Annotated in this window: 10 protein-coding genes, 1 pseudogene and 1 CRISPR repeat array; of the genes and pseudogenes, 2 read left to right on the plus strand and 9 right to left on the minus strand. The window is 67.1% G+C overall.

Annotated elements, in window-relative coordinates; translation table 11 throughout:
• Positions 1 to 103: 103 nt before the first annotated feature.
• Positions 104 to 1,921, minus strand: a complete 1,818-nt coding sequence (locus ENSA7_RS20425; protein WP_106090994.1) for a sensor histidine kinase — start codon at positions 1,919 to 1,921, stop codon at positions 104 to 106.
• The gene (locus ENSA7_RS20430; protein WP_219908019.1) at positions 1,921 to 2,643 is read right to left on the minus strand and encodes a response regulator transcription factor; all 723 of its coding nucleotides are present in this window, start codon (positions 2,641 to 2,643) and stop codon (positions 1,921 to 1,923) included. The genes ENSA7_RS20425 and ENSA7_RS20430 overlap by 1 nt, the downstream gene beginning before the upstream one ends.
• 121 nt (positions 2,644 to 2,764) lie before the next feature.
• Between ENSA7_RS20430 and ENSA7_RS20435 the strand changes: the two genes are divergently transcribed.
• Both ENSA7_RS20435 and ENSA7_RS20440 read left to right on the plus strand, forming a co-directional pair.
• A complete protein-coding gene (locus ENSA7_RS20435) occupies positions 2,765 to 4,246 on the plus strand; it encodes a hypothetical protein (protein ID WP_106090996.1) in 1,482 nt (493 codons plus the stop codon).
• A gap of 13 nt (positions 4,247 to 4,259) precedes the next feature.
• Entirely contained in the window at positions 4,260 to 4,739 is a 480-nt protein-coding gene (locus ENSA7_RS20440; RefSeq protein WP_146157923.1) for a hypothetical protein, read from the plus strand.
• Between the two features lie 10 nt (positions 4,740 to 4,749).
• Here the strand turns inward: ENSA7_RS20440 and ENSA7_RS20445 are convergent, their stop codons facing one another.
• The 7 genes and pseudogenes from ENSA7_RS20445 to ENSA7_RS20475 all read right to left on the minus strand — a co-directional run bounded on the left by ENSA7_RS20445 (position 4,750) and on the right by ENSA7_RS20475 (position 13,483).
• A complete protein-coding gene (locus tag ENSA7_RS20445; RefSeq protein WP_443655657.1) occupies positions 4,750 to 5,757 on the minus strand; it encodes a type I-G CRISPR-associated protein, Cas3-extension family in 1,008 nt (335 codons plus the stop codon).
• Entirely contained in the window at positions 5,754 to 7,913 is a 2,160-nt protein-coding gene (gene cas3g, locus ENSA7_RS45390) for a type I-G CRISPR-associated helicase/endonuclease Cas3g (protein ID WP_443655658.1), read from the minus strand. Before cas3g ends, ENSA7_RS20445 begins: the two co-directional genes overlap by 4 nt.
• A gap of 118 nt (positions 7,914 to 8,031) precedes the next feature.
• Positions 8,032 to 8,610, minus strand: a pseudogene (locus ENSA7_RS46335) (DEAD/DEAH box helicase family protein); the annotation flags it as partial.
• Complete coding sequence (gene csb2 / locus ENSA7_RS20460) at positions 8,594 to 10,189, minus strand: type I-G CRISPR-associated protein Csb2 (protein WP_106091001.1); 1,596 nt, start codon at positions 10,187 to 10,189, stop codon at positions 8,594 to 8,596. The pseudogene ENSA7_RS46335 and the gene csb2, both read right to left, overlap by 17 nt.
• On the minus strand, positions 10,186 to 11,382 hold the full coding sequence (gene cas7g / locus ENSA7_RS20465) for a type I-G CRISPR-associated RAMP protein Csb1/Cas7g (protein ID WP_106091002.1): 1,197 nt from the start codon (positions 11,380 to 11,382) through the stop codon (positions 10,186 to 10,188). Before cas7g ends, csb2 begins: the two co-directional genes overlap by 4 nt.
• A 75-nt stretch (positions 11,383 to 11,457) precedes the next feature.
• A complete protein-coding gene (gene cas2, locus ENSA7_RS46160; RefSeq protein ID WP_106091003.1) occupies positions 11,458 to 11,757 on the minus strand; it encodes a CRISPR-associated endonuclease Cas2 in 300 nt (99 codons plus the stop codon).
• Position 11,758: 1 nt separating this feature from the next.
• Positions 11,759 to 13,483: a CRISPR-associated endonuclease Cas4/Cas1 gene (locus ENSA7_RS20475; RefSeq protein WP_106091004.1), complete on the minus strand. Its 1,725-nt coding sequence runs from the start codon at positions 13,481 to 13,483 to the stop codon at positions 11,759 to 11,761.
• A gap of 356 nt (positions 13,484 to 13,839) precedes the next feature.
• Positions 13,840 to 14,471: a CRISPR direct-repeat array (repeat unit 36 nt; unit sequence CTCTCCGCCTTCGCAAGAAGGCGGCCCCGTTGAAGC).
• Positions 14,472 to 14,615: the final 144 nt, after the last annotated feature.

The raw sequence follows: 14,615 nt of genomic DNA on the forward strand, positions 1-14,615 counted from the left end.
CGAGCATGTTGGCCATGCCCGTCCACGCAGGCCTCCACCTGTGTCTGACTCTTGACACCGCACCGGGGGCAAGCAAGGACCACATCTACTGAATCGACAACCATCAGCTGGACGCCCTCCTCCCATCATGAAAGCCTGGCAGGCTCAGCTCGACCTCGAGCCCACCACCAGCTCGATTCTGCCCCCAGACCTCCCCCCCGAGCTCGTCCACGAGCGACTGAACCACCGCCAGCCCCATGCCGGTGCCAGGGACCGCCTGCTCGGCCTCGCGTGGACCCCGAACGAACGCCTCGAACATGTGGGGCAACACTTGCGGCTCGACCCCTGCGCCACGATCGCGCACCGCCACGCGCAGTCGGTCACCATCCCGCCACGCACACAGCTGCACCGCCTCGCCTTCGCAGGGCGTGAACTTCAACGCGTTGTCGGCCAGGTTGGTGAGGATCTGAGTCAGGCTGTCGCGGGCCACCATCGCCCCCGCAGTGCCCTCGCCTAGCTCCACGTCAACCACCAGGCCACGCGCGTCCGCCTGTGGTCGCAGCAGCTCGCCCACCCCCGCGACCACCTCGTCGAGCCGCGCGAGCGCGGCTTGCTCGATCACCTTGGGCCCGCCACGACCGTCGAGCCGGGCGAGCAGCAACACTTGATCGACCAGCCGGCTGAGCCGCTCGGCCTCGGTGCGGATCGTCTTGTGGTAGCCGCGCTGCCGCTCGGGATCCGCGACGATGCCCTGCTCGAGCATCTCCGAGTACATGCGGATGCTGGTCAGCGGGGTGCGCAGCTCGTGGGTGACGGCGGCGACGATCCGCTCGCGCTCCTGCGCCCGCGCGTGCAGCCCGGCCAAGGTCCGCTCGACGGCGATCAGCACGACCAGCAGCGCGAGCCCCAAGCCAAGGCCCAAGCCCAGCACCACGCGCGCGCTGTGTGAAGCGAGCGTGTTGACGGGCCCGAGCGCCGCGGTGACCTGCAGCTCGGAGAAGGGCGGCGCGAACTGGTGAGTCCAGCGTCCGGCCTCTGCGTTGACGCTTCCGCCCGCTCCCCACTCGAGCTTCACGAAGCCGGACAGCTCGGGGCTGCCGAGCACGTCCTGCTCGAGCCAGCGCTCGAGCGCGTGACGATCCACGACCAGACCCTGCAACCACCGCTGGCCGCCGATCTCCACGGTTCGGATCAGCCGCAGCGAGTCCCCGATCGGCTCGGCCACGAAGCTGGTCACCCGGACATCCAGCGCGTCGTCGAGCTGCGCGGCGTCGTCCGCCAGGAAATTGGCGAGCTGCTCGAGGTCGGGGTCGAACCCGATGTTGTTGCTGTTGGCCGCCGCGTTCTTGCGCTGACGAGCGATCGACTGCTGGTCCAGGGCGCGCTGGATCTGCACGTCCTCGGGCACCGCCTGCTGCTGGGCCTGTTGTTGGATCTGCTGCTGCTGCTGCGGCTGATCGAGCACGGCCACGGGCTCGCTGTTCTCGAGATCCTGGTTGAGTGCGCGCAGCTGCTCGGCGCGGGCGAGCGCGGGCGCCTGGGTTGGATCGTCGCGCGGCTCGTCGGGGCCTGGCAGCATCGGACTCGCAAACTGACCGTCCGGCTCGATCTGAAAGTAGCCAAGCACAAACGGCCGGTCGGGGATCTCGGCCAGCGGCGAGCGACTCGCGATCGGCTCGCGCTTGCTCGCCGCAGCGACCCACTCGCGACGCCACTGCACGAACGGCCGGGCCTGCTCGGCCGCCACAAAGCTCGCCAAGCTGCCCTCGAGCTCGTCGAACACCCGCGCGGCGAGGGCCTCGCGACGCAGCTGCTGCTCGGCGACGCTGGCCGCGAGCGCCCCCCGCAGCAACAAGACCAGCCCAACCAGCATGATCAACCCGGCGACGCCCAGGTAGATGCGTCCGCGCAGCAAGCCGCCCTCGCGCGCTCGGGCCTGCATCAGCCCGCCGGATCCTCGGACACCCGCAGCCGATACCCGACGCCGCGGACCGTCTCGATCGGCGAGTCCCCGCTGGGCAGGAGCTCGGCCAGGCGTCGCCGCAGCTTGACCACGTGCATGTCGACGCAGCGGGTCTCGAGCTTCTCGGCCCGGTCGTAGCCCCACACCTCACGGAGCAGATCGATGCGCGGGACCACGCGATGGCGCTCGCGGGCGAGGTACTCGAGCACCTCGAGGTCGCGGCTGGTCAGCTCGATGTCACGCTCCCCCACGCGCGCGCGCAAGTTGTCGAGGTCGAGCGACAGCGGGCCGATCTGCAGGGTGTTCGAGGCCCGCGCGGGCGTGGCTGGAATTGGCGTGGCCCGCCGCAGCAGCGCCTCGATCCGCGCGCGCAGCAACGACAGCGAGAACGGCTTGGGCACGTAGTCGTCGCAGCCGCACTCGAACCCGCGCAGCACGTCTTGCTCGCGGCCTCGCGCGGTCAGCATCATGATCGCCTGACCCGGTCGCGCGGCCCGGAGCTGCTCGCAGATCGCGAAGCCGTCGCGGCCGGGCAGCATCACGTCGAGGATCACCAGCGCGTAGCGACCAGTGAGCGCCTCGGTCAGGCCGCGCTCGCCATCGCCGACCCCCGTTGGCTGGTGACCGTGGTAGGCGAGCAGATCGCAGATCCCCTCACGGATCGGCGCTTCGTCCTCGACGATCAGGATCGTTCGGCCCACGGCCTGCAGCATAGCGATGTCGCGGCGAGCATGGGGGGTGTTCGCCGGTTTTACGCTGGTCTTACGCAGACGGTGCAACCTTCTTACCGGCGTGTTCGCGCGCGCGCGGCAAGGTTTCAGCATGACCGCTCGCCGACTGTTGTTGTGCTCCTCGCTCGCGCTCTCGACCCTCGCCGCGTGCTCGCGCACCCCGACCCTCGATGACGCCACGGTGCCCGGCAGCATCCGCGCGCTCGACCTGTCCGAGCTCGACCAGCTCGACCAGCTCGACCAGGCGGACCTCACCGTGGTTTGGCTGCGAGAGGCCCAGCTCGACCAGCCCGATCCGGAGCGCCGCGCGGCGATCGTCGAGCGCCTGCGCGAGTCCGGGCCTGCGGGGCTCGACGCGTTGATCCGCGAGTATCACAGCGTGTCCGAGCGCCCGCTCGCCGAGGACGCGGCCTGGCGCGCGCTGATCGACGAGGTCGCGGGTCAGCGCGACGCAATCTACGGCGGGCTGTTTTGGCAGCGCGACATGCAGACCGCGCTCGCCCAGGCCGAGGCCAGCGGCAAACCGGTGCTCTCGCTGCGACTGCTCGGTGAGCTGACCTCGGAGTACTCGTGCGCCAACAGCCGGCTGTTTCGCACGCTGCTCTACGCGGACCCCGAGCTGGCGACCTGGCTGGAGGCCAACTTCGTGCTGCATTGGTCGAGCGAGCGACCGGTGCCGCGGGTCGAGATCGACTTTGGCGACGGCCGCGTGGTCGAGCGCACGATCACGGGCAACAGCGCCCACTTCGTGCTCGACGCCAGCGGGCGGACGATCGACGTGATCCCCGGCTTGTGGTCGGCGCCCAGCTTCCGCGCCGCGCTCGAGGACAGCCTGAGCTTGCATGGCCAGCTGGCCGCGGTGAAGGGCGGGCGACGCTGGCGTGACGCGCTCGCCGACCACCATGAGCGTCGGTTTGCGACCGCGGCCAAGCAGCTCAACGACGAGCTCTCACGCGCGCGCGGGGAGCCGCAGGATCTCGTTGCGACGCGCACCTGGCTGGCGGGCCCAGCCAACCCGCGCAGCGCCGACGAGCCCGTGCCCGCGCTGGCGGCCGTGCCCATGGCGATCGGGAAGTCGGCGATCGAGCGGCCGATCCTCGCCGCCGCGCCCGGGGTGCTCGGGGGTGCGAACGCTCGCCTGGTGCCCGCGGTCGCGGCCCCGATCGGACCGCGCGACGACCTCGAGCGGCTGGTGATCGGCGCCCGCGTGGCCGGTCGGTTCGCGCTGCACCCCAACACTCTCGCGATCATCGCGGCCGAGCGCCCGCTCGAGGGGCTGGTTCCCGAGGATCAGCGGGCCGATGTTCAGGACCAGCTGCTGCTGGCACTGCGAGTCTCGATTCAGCAAGACACGGCCAAGAACGCGCTCGAGCTGCACCCGCGTGTCAACGCCGAGCTCGCCGCGCGCGCTCGCGGCGGGCGCTCGCTCGGCTTCGCCGACGTCGACGAGTGGGTCTATGCGCAGCTGTTCGAGACGCCTGCTGAAGATCCGTGGCTCGGGCTGGTGAATCCGACCGTCTACACCGGTCTGGTCGACGGCGGGGTCGTGGCTCCCGCGCCGGGGAACCGATGATATCGTTGGGACAGTGCGATGGCTCCTGGACTTGTTCACGCGGGACGCTGACCCCGAACCGCATGCGATCTCGGCCTCGGGTGAGGTCGGTGCGCTTGTCGACATCAGCGGGATCGTCGAGGCGATCGAGCCGCTGAAGCACCCCCTCGACGGCAGCGATGCGGTCGCGCTGAACTACGTCGCCCACGTCCGCAGCGGCACGGAGCTCACCGAGGCGATCGAGGGGCTTCTGATCGAGGGGTCGCAAGGTTGCGACTTCATTCTGCGGGATGAATCGGGGGCTGCGTTGATCGAGCTCGAGCCTGGGGACAGCGTGGCGCGGCTGCATGAGCACGTGATCACGACGCATGGGGCCGGGAACGAGATTAATGTCGAGGCGATCGTGCCTGGTGAGCGGGTGCGGGTTCGGGGGAAGGTTCGCGCGGTTGTGGATGACGGCGAGCCGCGGTGGTGCTGCGTGGTCCAGGCCAACGAGCTCGAGCACGCACCGTGAGGTGCGGCCGTCAACGCCAAGTCGGCCGAGAGAACGAGCCGTACCCGCCCTGGTCGGACCGGGAAATGCGGGATGTCAGCACCTCGACGCCTCGCGGCAGCGAGCGCACCTCGGTCCCGCGCCCCCGCGCGTCGGGCCGGATCGCGGGGTGTCGCAGCAAGGAGCGGACGGCGTCTTCATCCAGCGGGCTTCGCCAGACCGGGTAGCTAAACGTGCCGGATTTCCACCCACCGAGCACGCCGCTGGTTGTGATCCGATCAACCCTCCGATCGCCCCTCGGCGCGCTCGAGAGGAGTCCGACGCCGCGCAGGGCCAGCCAGTCGGCCCCCGGCGTCCCCAGCTTCTTGTCCGTTGACGGGTCGACCGCACGCAGCGCGTATGCCCGGTCTTGGGTGGGGCTCCAGCTGAAGACCTTGAGTGACCTGTCGTTTGGCCACGGTCCGAAGACAGCGGCGCGCAGATCAACATGATCGACCCGCCGCTCCGTGGCCTTCTTGCCCGCCCCATCGAGGAGCTCCTGCGCCACGTTGAGGAACCGCTGTTGACCGGCGGTGAAGTGGAGCGCGAACGGCTTGCCCGCCCCGTTGTTGTCGACCGCGGCGTCGGTGAGCACGGCCGCCGCCCAATCGGTGGTGCGGTGAGCTTCGTGGCTCGCATCCGCAATCCAGGCTTGGGCGACCTTGCGAAACCACGGCGGCGGAGGCTTGAGATCTTGGATGGGACCGCCATCCCCATCTGGATAACTGAAGGTCAGGAACGGGTCGCGCTCCCCCTCAGATCGACCGGCAGCATCATCGAGGTCGGCGGCAAGAATCTCGATTAGCTCGTCTTCATTGGTGACGGCGACACTCAGGATTGGGGTCGGGACGCTGGCGAGGTCGAAGTGCAAAGTTGGTCGCTGCAGGCCCATGCGAAGGCAGCTCGCACCCGCGCCGAGTAAGCAGCCGAGCGCGGCGAGATAGGCCAGGGGATCTTGAGCGTCGAGCCCCGTGAGTCGAAGCTGAGTTAGTTGTGTCATGGCTCCCTCCCTGGGCGCAGTCCTGGTTGTTTGCTCGCGCGATGGTCACCAAGCCGTAGCAACGCCTCGAGGTAGGCGAGCCCGTGCCACCCGTAAGACCGGCACAGCCTTCGGAACCGAGATGCGCACTCGTTCAGAAGATCATCATCGAGCGCTGCGGTCGAGACTTCGACCTCGATCCCGGCCACCGCGACCCGGACGAGCGTCGGCTCGGCATCGACCGTGGCCGGCGCCCACGGGCGACACCAACCGTGGTGACTAGCGACGAGGTGACGAACCAGGTCGAGGTCATGCGCGCGCGACTGCAGCTCAGGACTCGCGTCGAGCAACGCGAGCGAGACCAGCTCATGCCGGAGTCCGAGCGGCCAGCCGCTGCGTTGCAGCGCTCGCGCACGGGCCTTGGCTGAGCCAAATTGCCGGGACTTCGCCAGCGGCTGCGCGCCCGCGACTTGTATGGGGTCGCCCCCCCGCAGCAGGGCCTGGAAACGCGTGTCGGCCTTGCCGAGATCGTGCAGCAGTCCCGCGAGTGCCACGTCCTGTGCGATGTCAGCATCGAGCCCAGCTGCTTTCGCGAACTCGGCGGCCCAGGCCTCGACGTCCTCGAGGTGGGAGGCCAGGGTCACTTCGATACCCGAGAACACGGAGACGACATCCTCAGTCGTGGCCTCGATCGCCCGACGTGGTGGCAACACCGTGACCCGCCAGATCAGCTCGTCGCTGGCGGAGCGGCCTGGCGTGAGGGAGTAGCTCGCGTGTGGTGACGCGAGGGCCGTGAGCAATGGGTGCCAGTCGAGGGCAACCTCGCTGAGCCGCTTTGTCAGCCCGCGAAGCCAGTCCAGGCAGCGCTGCTTCGCGGCGTCGATCTCGTCGGGGTCGTCGGAGCTGCTCGGGGTTGGTGGCTCACCCAGTCCCGCGGGCAGCGTGCGCGGGTCGACGCGCAGCTTGGCGACCCCGTGCCGGGCGTAGGTTGCCCGGTCGGCGATGTCCTCCACCAGCCCCTGGCTGTCTGGGTCCCACGTGCCCGCATGAAGTCCGCCGCGCGTGGCAGCGACGATGACCGTATCGCCGACCACGAGCTCACGCGGCGACGCGGCCTCCAGGCCATCAGCAGTCCAGCGCCAGACACGGCTCTCGTCCCGCTTGCCGAGCCAGCCGCGAAACTCGTGGATAGCCACGCTCACGGCCTCGTCGCTGACCGGGGGCATGAATTCCACGACTTCACCAGCGACCTGGGCCAGCGCGGCGAGCTCCTCGGGCGAGTCTGTCGTCGGGTCGACGATGTCCGCACGAAACACCACGTTGATGTCGCGCTCCCGAGCTTGATTCTTGCCATGCAGCCACAGCGCCACATCGGGGTCGGGGTGCGGTGCAGGCCGGGTCTCGGACCACATGTCCAGGTACCGAGGAAACAAGACCGGGGCCTCAGGAGCGGGTGGCAGCATGAGCGGCCGTCGCTCGTCGGGCGGTTCAGGAAATGACGCCAAACCGAAGTCGACCACCTCGGCTCGTGCGACCTCCTCCAGGTACGCCCAGGTCTCGCGCAGCGCGTTGCCATAGACCGGATCCTCGGGCGCTTTCGCAGCGACTTGATCCCTGCGTGCCAGGACCCACGCGGTCGGTTTGTCCTGTGCGCCCACCCGGTTGAGCCGCCCGAATCGCTGCCGCAGCGCGTCGAGGCTGGCCGCCTCCGTGACCAGGGTGTCAAAGTCGAGGTCGGCCCCAGCTTCAATACAACTGGTTGCGACCACGAACACGGGGTCGCTCGACGGGCTGGACTCGGCCCCCACCGAGACCGTCTCCTGTAGCCGCGATTGAATCGCAGACTTGTCGTAGGGCCGCATCCGCCCCGTGAGCAGCAGCACCTCGGGCACCTTCGCGTGGTCGAGAGCCTTGGCGACGCGCCGAGCCGTGAGCCGTGTCCACGCGATTGACGACGATGCCGATCCGCTTCGCTCCTGTTCCCGCGGCCGAGACCGCTCGCTTGGAGGCGACATCAGCGAGCAACGCCCTGTTGGCGGCCTCACCCTCGGCGTCGGCCGCTCGCTTGGTCTTGACGGTCTCCAGGCTCGCTGGCCGGGCCGCGTTGAGCCGCTTGGCCAGCACCGGGTGGGCGCGGTCATCCGCGTCGAGACCGAAGATGTCGCTTGGCCGATCATTCCCGCGTGGGGTTGCGCTCATGCGCACGACCTGCAGACCGCGGCCAGTCCCCGTCCGCGCCGACCACTGCGCGTAGGTCGTCTGAAGATGCCCGAGCGTCTCTTCAAAGGCTGTTGCGAGGTGGACCTCATCGAGCAGAAACAGACAGTCGCGGGCGAGGACTCCGGCATGAACGGGACGCATGCACTCACTCACGCCGTAGCCACGAAAGAGCAGGCGCGAACCGACCTGATCAACGGTGGAAGCGATGATCGTCGGTTGGTCTGGCGTCCCAACCCAGCTGTCGTCACGAGCGATCCCACCGCGAAGCTGGACCACTCGAACTGGCTCCGCGTCGGGGTTGCTGGACAAGCCCCGCAGCCGACGGCTCACCTTGGCGCAGACCGGCTTGCTCGAGTCGCCGAGCGCGGCATGCATGCGCCGCGCGAATTCATCGACCTGATCAACGATGATTCGCCGATCGACGATCAGGGCAATTCGTCGAGCAAACCGGTCGGGCTCGAGCGCGAGCGCGTAGAGCCCGACGAGCAGAGTCGATGTCTTGCCGGTTCCAGTTGGGAGGTCGAGGAGCTTGGGCCATCCGGTCGCAAGCACGGTGTCGAGCAGCCGCTGCTGCCATGGAAACGGATCGAAGCCCGTCACCTCCCGCATGAACGCGCTGAAGTCGGAAGCGAGCATGTCAGTCATCGCGGTCATTCCTGGGACGAAGCAGCCCCAATCCGCGATAGCGGCCAGCGCCGAGCAGAATCGGGCCCATCACGGGTTCAGCAAAATGAAGTCGGGTGTGAAAGAGTGGGCGGCGGTCAGCCGCAGCGGTCCTTCGACGATAGTTTCGAGCGTCGACGGACCCGTTGAAGAATGGCGCGAAGCCGACTTCGATCTCGGTGGGTGCCGACAGACCGATCCGTCGACAGGCAGCAGTGATCACATCGCAAGCCCGAGCATGTGCCAGCTCGGGCTTCTTGGTCCAGGAACCGGGATGCCGATCGAGCACGACCGGGGTCACGCTGGCCCAGACCCGAGACGCCCGTGTCCACGTCGTCTCCCGCAGGTTGTACAGCGATTGAAGGTCCGTACTGCGCTCGAGGACCCATCGCCCGAGGGTACCCAAAGTGAGGGTTGAGCGCGGGACCTCGGACTCGGGGAAGCTAGCGGCTTCCCAACGCGCAATGGCGGCGTAGAGGGGGGACAAGTCCGCGTTGGTGAGCGCGATCGGTGAAATCAGCGCCACGCCGAGGAGATCACCCCTCGAGTGCGCGCCGCCGACGTACGGGAGTGGAGCGATCGCGAGATGGTCGCTGAGCAGCGGGCCCCCACTTGGCGCGTGGCCGCTGATCAGCGGCGGTGTCGGCTCGCTTGCGTGGGACATCAGCGCCCGGCGGATGCCATCGGCGACCGGCTCGGTCGCGGTGATCGGGAGCCGCGGCCCCTCAACCTTGCGCAGCACGATCAGCCGCGAGGAGAAGCAAGTGGACGCGACGGCGACGAGCGGACGGGCTGGGCGGTAGCGCGCGATCGAGTAGGGCATCACACGCTGCTCCGAAAACGGAGCTGCATCGTGCAGGGCGTCGAGCGCGGCGAGTTGACCTGGCCCCACCCACCGGAGCGTCTCTGGGCCCGCCTTGTCGGGGACCCATGTCGGCGCCGGGGCCTCGCAAACCCAGCGTGCGGCGACGAAGGAGCTCGAGTGACCGATACGCACCAATGCTCGGGCGATGGCGTCGAGTCCCGATTGGACCTCAGGAGGCGGTGTGGCCTCCCACGTGAGGTGGACGAGTGGGTCTTCGGGGATCGCGGTGGGAAAGGTCCGCGGCTGCTTGGTTCGTGAGCTGGGCAGGACGTGGGCGGCGACCTCATGAAAGTTCTTGCCCAGCGACTCGAGGGGCGCGGCGACCTTGTCGAATGCGACGGAGAGACGCTTCTCCGCCTTGGCTCGCTGCTTGTCATTGCTGGCCGCGAACACGGCGGCCCAGGCGTTGTCGACTTGTTTCGCGTCACTGATCGCCTTGTCGTTGACCGGCACGAACGTGATCTTGACGTCACGCTCGCTCGCCTCTGAAAACGTCAACTGCGGCGGCGGAAGTTGTTCGAGCCAGCGAAGCGCGCTCGCCCCGTGCTCTGGACAGCCTGCTTCGTAGTGCGCAGCGACGAGCGCAGAGAAGACGCGGGCAGGGTGGGGCGGCCACTCGACTCGGTTGCGGTTGTTGAACTCGGAGGCCACATAGCGACCAGTGAGCAGCTCGAGGCGCAACGAGAGAATGGATGGTTTGCTCATTCTTCCGCAGCCCCCGCACGCCGAGCTTCGCGGCTCGCACGGATCAGCTGCACGAGCTTGGCCATTGGCTGGAGCACGACGTCGTCCTCGACCCAGGTGACACCGGCCTTCTTTGCCTTGGCGAGAGCCTGCCCGTAGATTGTCTGAGCTTCGGGAACTGTGACGCTGAGCGGCCGAACCGTGCCATCGGCGAGCATGTACTCGAGGTGCGCCGGAGCCTCGGGCACGAGCGAGCATCGACTGCGAAAATCGTAGCCTTCCCGCCGTTGGAGCAGCACGGCGAGCACCCCGAGCGCGCTCAGGAGAACCCGCGCTGCATCGGAGGTCTTGGCGTCCCAGGAGCCGAACCGCACTCGGCGCAGGGCGGGCAGCGAGAGCACCGCGATGTGCAGCGCATACTCGAACGTCACGCCGCCTGCTTCCACGTCTCGGGTTGGGGCAATGTTGGAGTGGTTCACTTCGGACGGACGGCCCTTGGACTTGCCCTTCTCGTCGACGCTCCAGTTGTCCGAATCTTCCTTGGGAATGTTGATACGGACACTTGCCGCGATATCGACCGGATCGAGGCGACTGCCAACTTTGGTCCCCGCCTCGAAGCCGATCCCGACAACCTCACTCACCAGCACCCGCTGGAACTTGTGGCCCGACCCACCGAGCGGACCTGTGGAGTCCCATGCACCGAAGATCAAGGCAGTGGGGCAGTATTCGAGCATGGCCCTGGCGTCGGAGGGGCTCGCCTCGGTCAAGCGGCGCCCGATCTCGGATCCCCGAAACGCGGTCCCGTCCAGGGTCGCGTCACGCAACAATGCGTCGTAGACCCGATGCGGAGCCTCGAGCGCGCTGATGCGCCCAAGATCCGGGAACTCGGCCTCGAAGTCGACCGACACCAATGGTAGACGAATGTCCCGGCGACGACGGGCCTCGAGCAACGCGAGCTCCATGCGGTTGGCCTGAGCCGCGACGGAATCGAGCAACACAGCGGGCTTGCGTTCCCCGTCGATGACACGACTCTCCGTGGCGTAGCGCGTGGCCTGTTTCTTTCCGTCTTGGCCGTCCGAATAGGTGGGAGGAAAGACCTTGTCGCCTGGACCACCGGCCGGTTGCAGGCGCGCGCGAAGACGAAAGGCGGCGCCGTCTCCAGTGATCGCGGTTTGAAGGAGGTCGAGGGTGAGTGGCGTGACTTCGATGCTCATGGGCCTGGGGTCCTGGTGCGGCGCGATCTTGGATAGTCGCGGTTGGTATTCAGCATTCGCTTTGCGATGGAAGGCTTATATCACGACGACACGGCGCGTGTCGCTGTCGATTGCGCGGCCGATCGCCTCGTGCCTCGGAAGCTCGATTTCATGCACTCCGTGAACCAGACCGAGGTCGAACAACAGGACCTGATCTTCCTCGTGATGGATGACCTGGCTGAGCTGGCGCCGGAGCTCGGCTCTTTGGGCTTCGTTGAGGCGCGCCAAGAACACCGAATACTGCACCGCTTGGCCAAAGTCACGAACTATCGCGTGGACCCTGCGTAGGCGCAGGTCGTTGCTGATGTCGTAGGTGACCAGGTAATGGCGGCGCATCTCAGCGGGTCCAAAGCGGCACGTACTCGTCGAGTTCGTCCAGCAGGTACTTCCCCAGCACACGCACCTCGAGCTCGAGGATGCGCCGGTAGGACATGCGGTACTCGAAGCGGGGGTGGCGAGTCTGCTCACGTGCGCGTCGCTCGTGAGCGTTGATCAGCTTCCGGCGGCCGGCGTCGCTCAGATAGACGGCCGAAGGATTGACGGTGAAGTCATCATGCTCGATCCCGCCCGTACCGATCAGGCGGAGCACCGCCGTGTCCGACCAGGCCGGGCGAAACGGCTCGATGATATCGAGGGCCAGCGCGGGACGACCCGGGATCATCGAGTGAAAGAAGCCCAGCATCGGGTCGAGACCTACTCGACCGATCGCCGCGATCGCCTCGCGTGTGAGCAGGGCGTACGCGAAGCTGAGCAGCGCGTTGACGCGATCGCGAGGCGGCCGGCGAGTCCGGCCGTTGAGATCCCCGCGCCAGCTGTCTGGCAGGACCAACGGCAGCGTAGAGAAGTACGTGCGGGCGCCTTCGCCCTCGTAGCCGCGCAGCACGTCGAGGGTAGTCGCACGCTTGGCCCAGCGGCTCGAGAGTTTCATCCGCGCGATCGCTTCTGGGATGGAGAGATCCTCCACCCCTGAGGCTGGGCGCGCCTGCCGACGCAGGACCGTGCGTTGGTTTCTCAATTTGGCCAGCACCAACGCGCGGGCGATGTCGAGGCATTTGTCTTCGGCATCGGCGGTCCGATATTGTGCACGACGCAGCCCCACATTGCGGGTTGCCAGCGGGTGGCTCACGCCGAGCAGCGTCCCTGTGGTCGTATGATGCGAGACACCGATCCCTTCGCGCAGCAAGCCTGCAAAGGTCTGGGCCGTGATCTGGGAGGGGCCGAAGATCGAAACATGGGACACGTCTTTGAGGAGCACGCGCGTCGGCTCGCCATCCCTGGTCTCAATGCGGAGCGCGTTGCCGTCTTTGCATAGCTTGGAGCCCGGCGTGGTCACGTGAACCACGTAACGGTCGTCGCGGGCCACTGGCAGGCGTCGCTTGGGGGGCTCGTGCTCGCGAAGGGCGTAGTGCTCATCGGGCAGGCAGACCTCATGTAGCGAACAGCCCGGGCACTTTGGGCTGTCGCGCAGTGGTTCGGGCGGCGTCGCTAGTTGGCCGACCTCTCGTGCCCTTCGGAGCACGGCGTGAAGGAAGGTCTCGAGCGCGCTAGTCCACGCGATGGTGACCGTCGTGCGGGAAGCACGATAAAAGATGCGCCCCTCGTGAGCGCCTAATCCATACTCTCGGAGCATCGCCATGTACAGGCCGAGCTGCGCGGTGTCGGCCGGCCACGCCCCCTCGGGCAGCGTCATGCCCCGCCACTGCTGTGGACCTGGTTTTGGTGCCTTGCCGTGTTTGGCCTCGACCACGGTGACCTGGTCATCCTCGACTTCGATAAAGTCGATCTTGCCCCGGACGCCCCAATCATTCGACACCACCTCGAGTGTCCGGGGGACGTCGGGCCATGGTGGGAGGTCGGGCGACTTTGAGCTCCTGCGCCGTCGCCCGCGGCCCTCGGCGCGCTCGTGCTCGGCGCGGCCATTGATGGTGTCTGCGGAGTCGACGAATATGCCCTGAACGTGCTCGAGGTGAAAGAGGCGCTCGCAGTAGACGAGCTCGTTGCACATTCTCACGGGTAGCAGATCGGCGTTGGCGTGGGGTGCAGTGAATCGCGGGGATTGCATGACTGGGCGGTTGGTGGGTGGGATGCTGGGGATCCACGACGAGCGGCGCGCCGCCGGCGTTGAGTCTGTGCAGCCTGAGGGCGGGTGGTTCGGTTTTATTTTTGGGTTGTTTATGTTCAGTATTGACCTGTCTTGATGTTCAGGTTATTTGGGGTTGGCCAAAATGCACGCAAGGTCCCAGGTAGCTGACCCCTGGTCTTGCGTGCATTCTGGAGAATTCGGGGGCTGAGGGGTGGGGGGAACGGTGTTTGAGAATTGCAGAGGCGAACATGAACGGTGTTTACCCTGGGGCGATATCGCCCTGCGTGCAAAAGGGTCCCAAAAGCTGAAGGATTCTGGTAGGTTGTGAGGGTGCCCTCTCCGCCTTCGCAAGAAGGCGGCCCCGTTGAAGCGCGACGTCGCTCCGCCCAGCCTGGTAGCCGAGCGCGACCTCTCCGCCTTCGCAAGAAGGCGGCCCCGTTGAAGCAGACGGCACGTTCTCGCAGGCTAATGGTCACTTCTACGCCTCTCCGCCTTCGCAAGAAGGCGGCCCCGTTGAAGCGGGGTTGCTCTCGTGGCCCATCGCGAACGCCGCAGACGCCTCTCCGCCTTCGCAAGAAGGCGGCCCCGTTGAAGCCCGAGTTGGATGCCGCCTCGCTGGCCCCCACCGAGTGCCTCTCCGCCTTCGCAAGAAGGCGGCCCCGTTGAAGCGAAGTGGATCGACACCCCCGACTCAATGCCCCGGCTGTCGACTCTCCGCCTTCGCAAGAAGGCGGCCCCGTTGAAGCGAGAGGCGACCACGTGGTCCCGGCGTTGTAAGCCGCCTCTCCGCCTTCGCAAGAAGGCGGCCCCGTTGAAGCAGCGACATGACCGACCGCAAACAGAAGAAGGCGTGGGGCTCTCTCCGCCTTCGCAAGAAGGCGGCCCCGTTGAAGCGCGAGCGTGATCGTGTGCGCCACCGCGTCGACGCTCACTCTCCGCCTTCGCAAGAAGGCGGCCCCGTTGAAGCAACGCGAGTTGCTGCACTGGTCTTGCCCCAAAAATTCGGACACCTGGTTTTATGCGGCTTGACTCACCGCGTTCGCGGCGTAGAAGTTCCGCTCGTACTCGACCGGCGAGCAGTAGCCGATGGTCGAGTGCCTACGTTGGCCAT

The sequence above is a fragment of the Enhygromyxa salina genome (assembly GCF_002994635.1).
GTDB classification, from domain to species: Bacteria; Myxococcota_A; Polyangia; order Nannocystales; family Nannocystaceae; genus Plesiocystis; species Plesiocystis salina_B.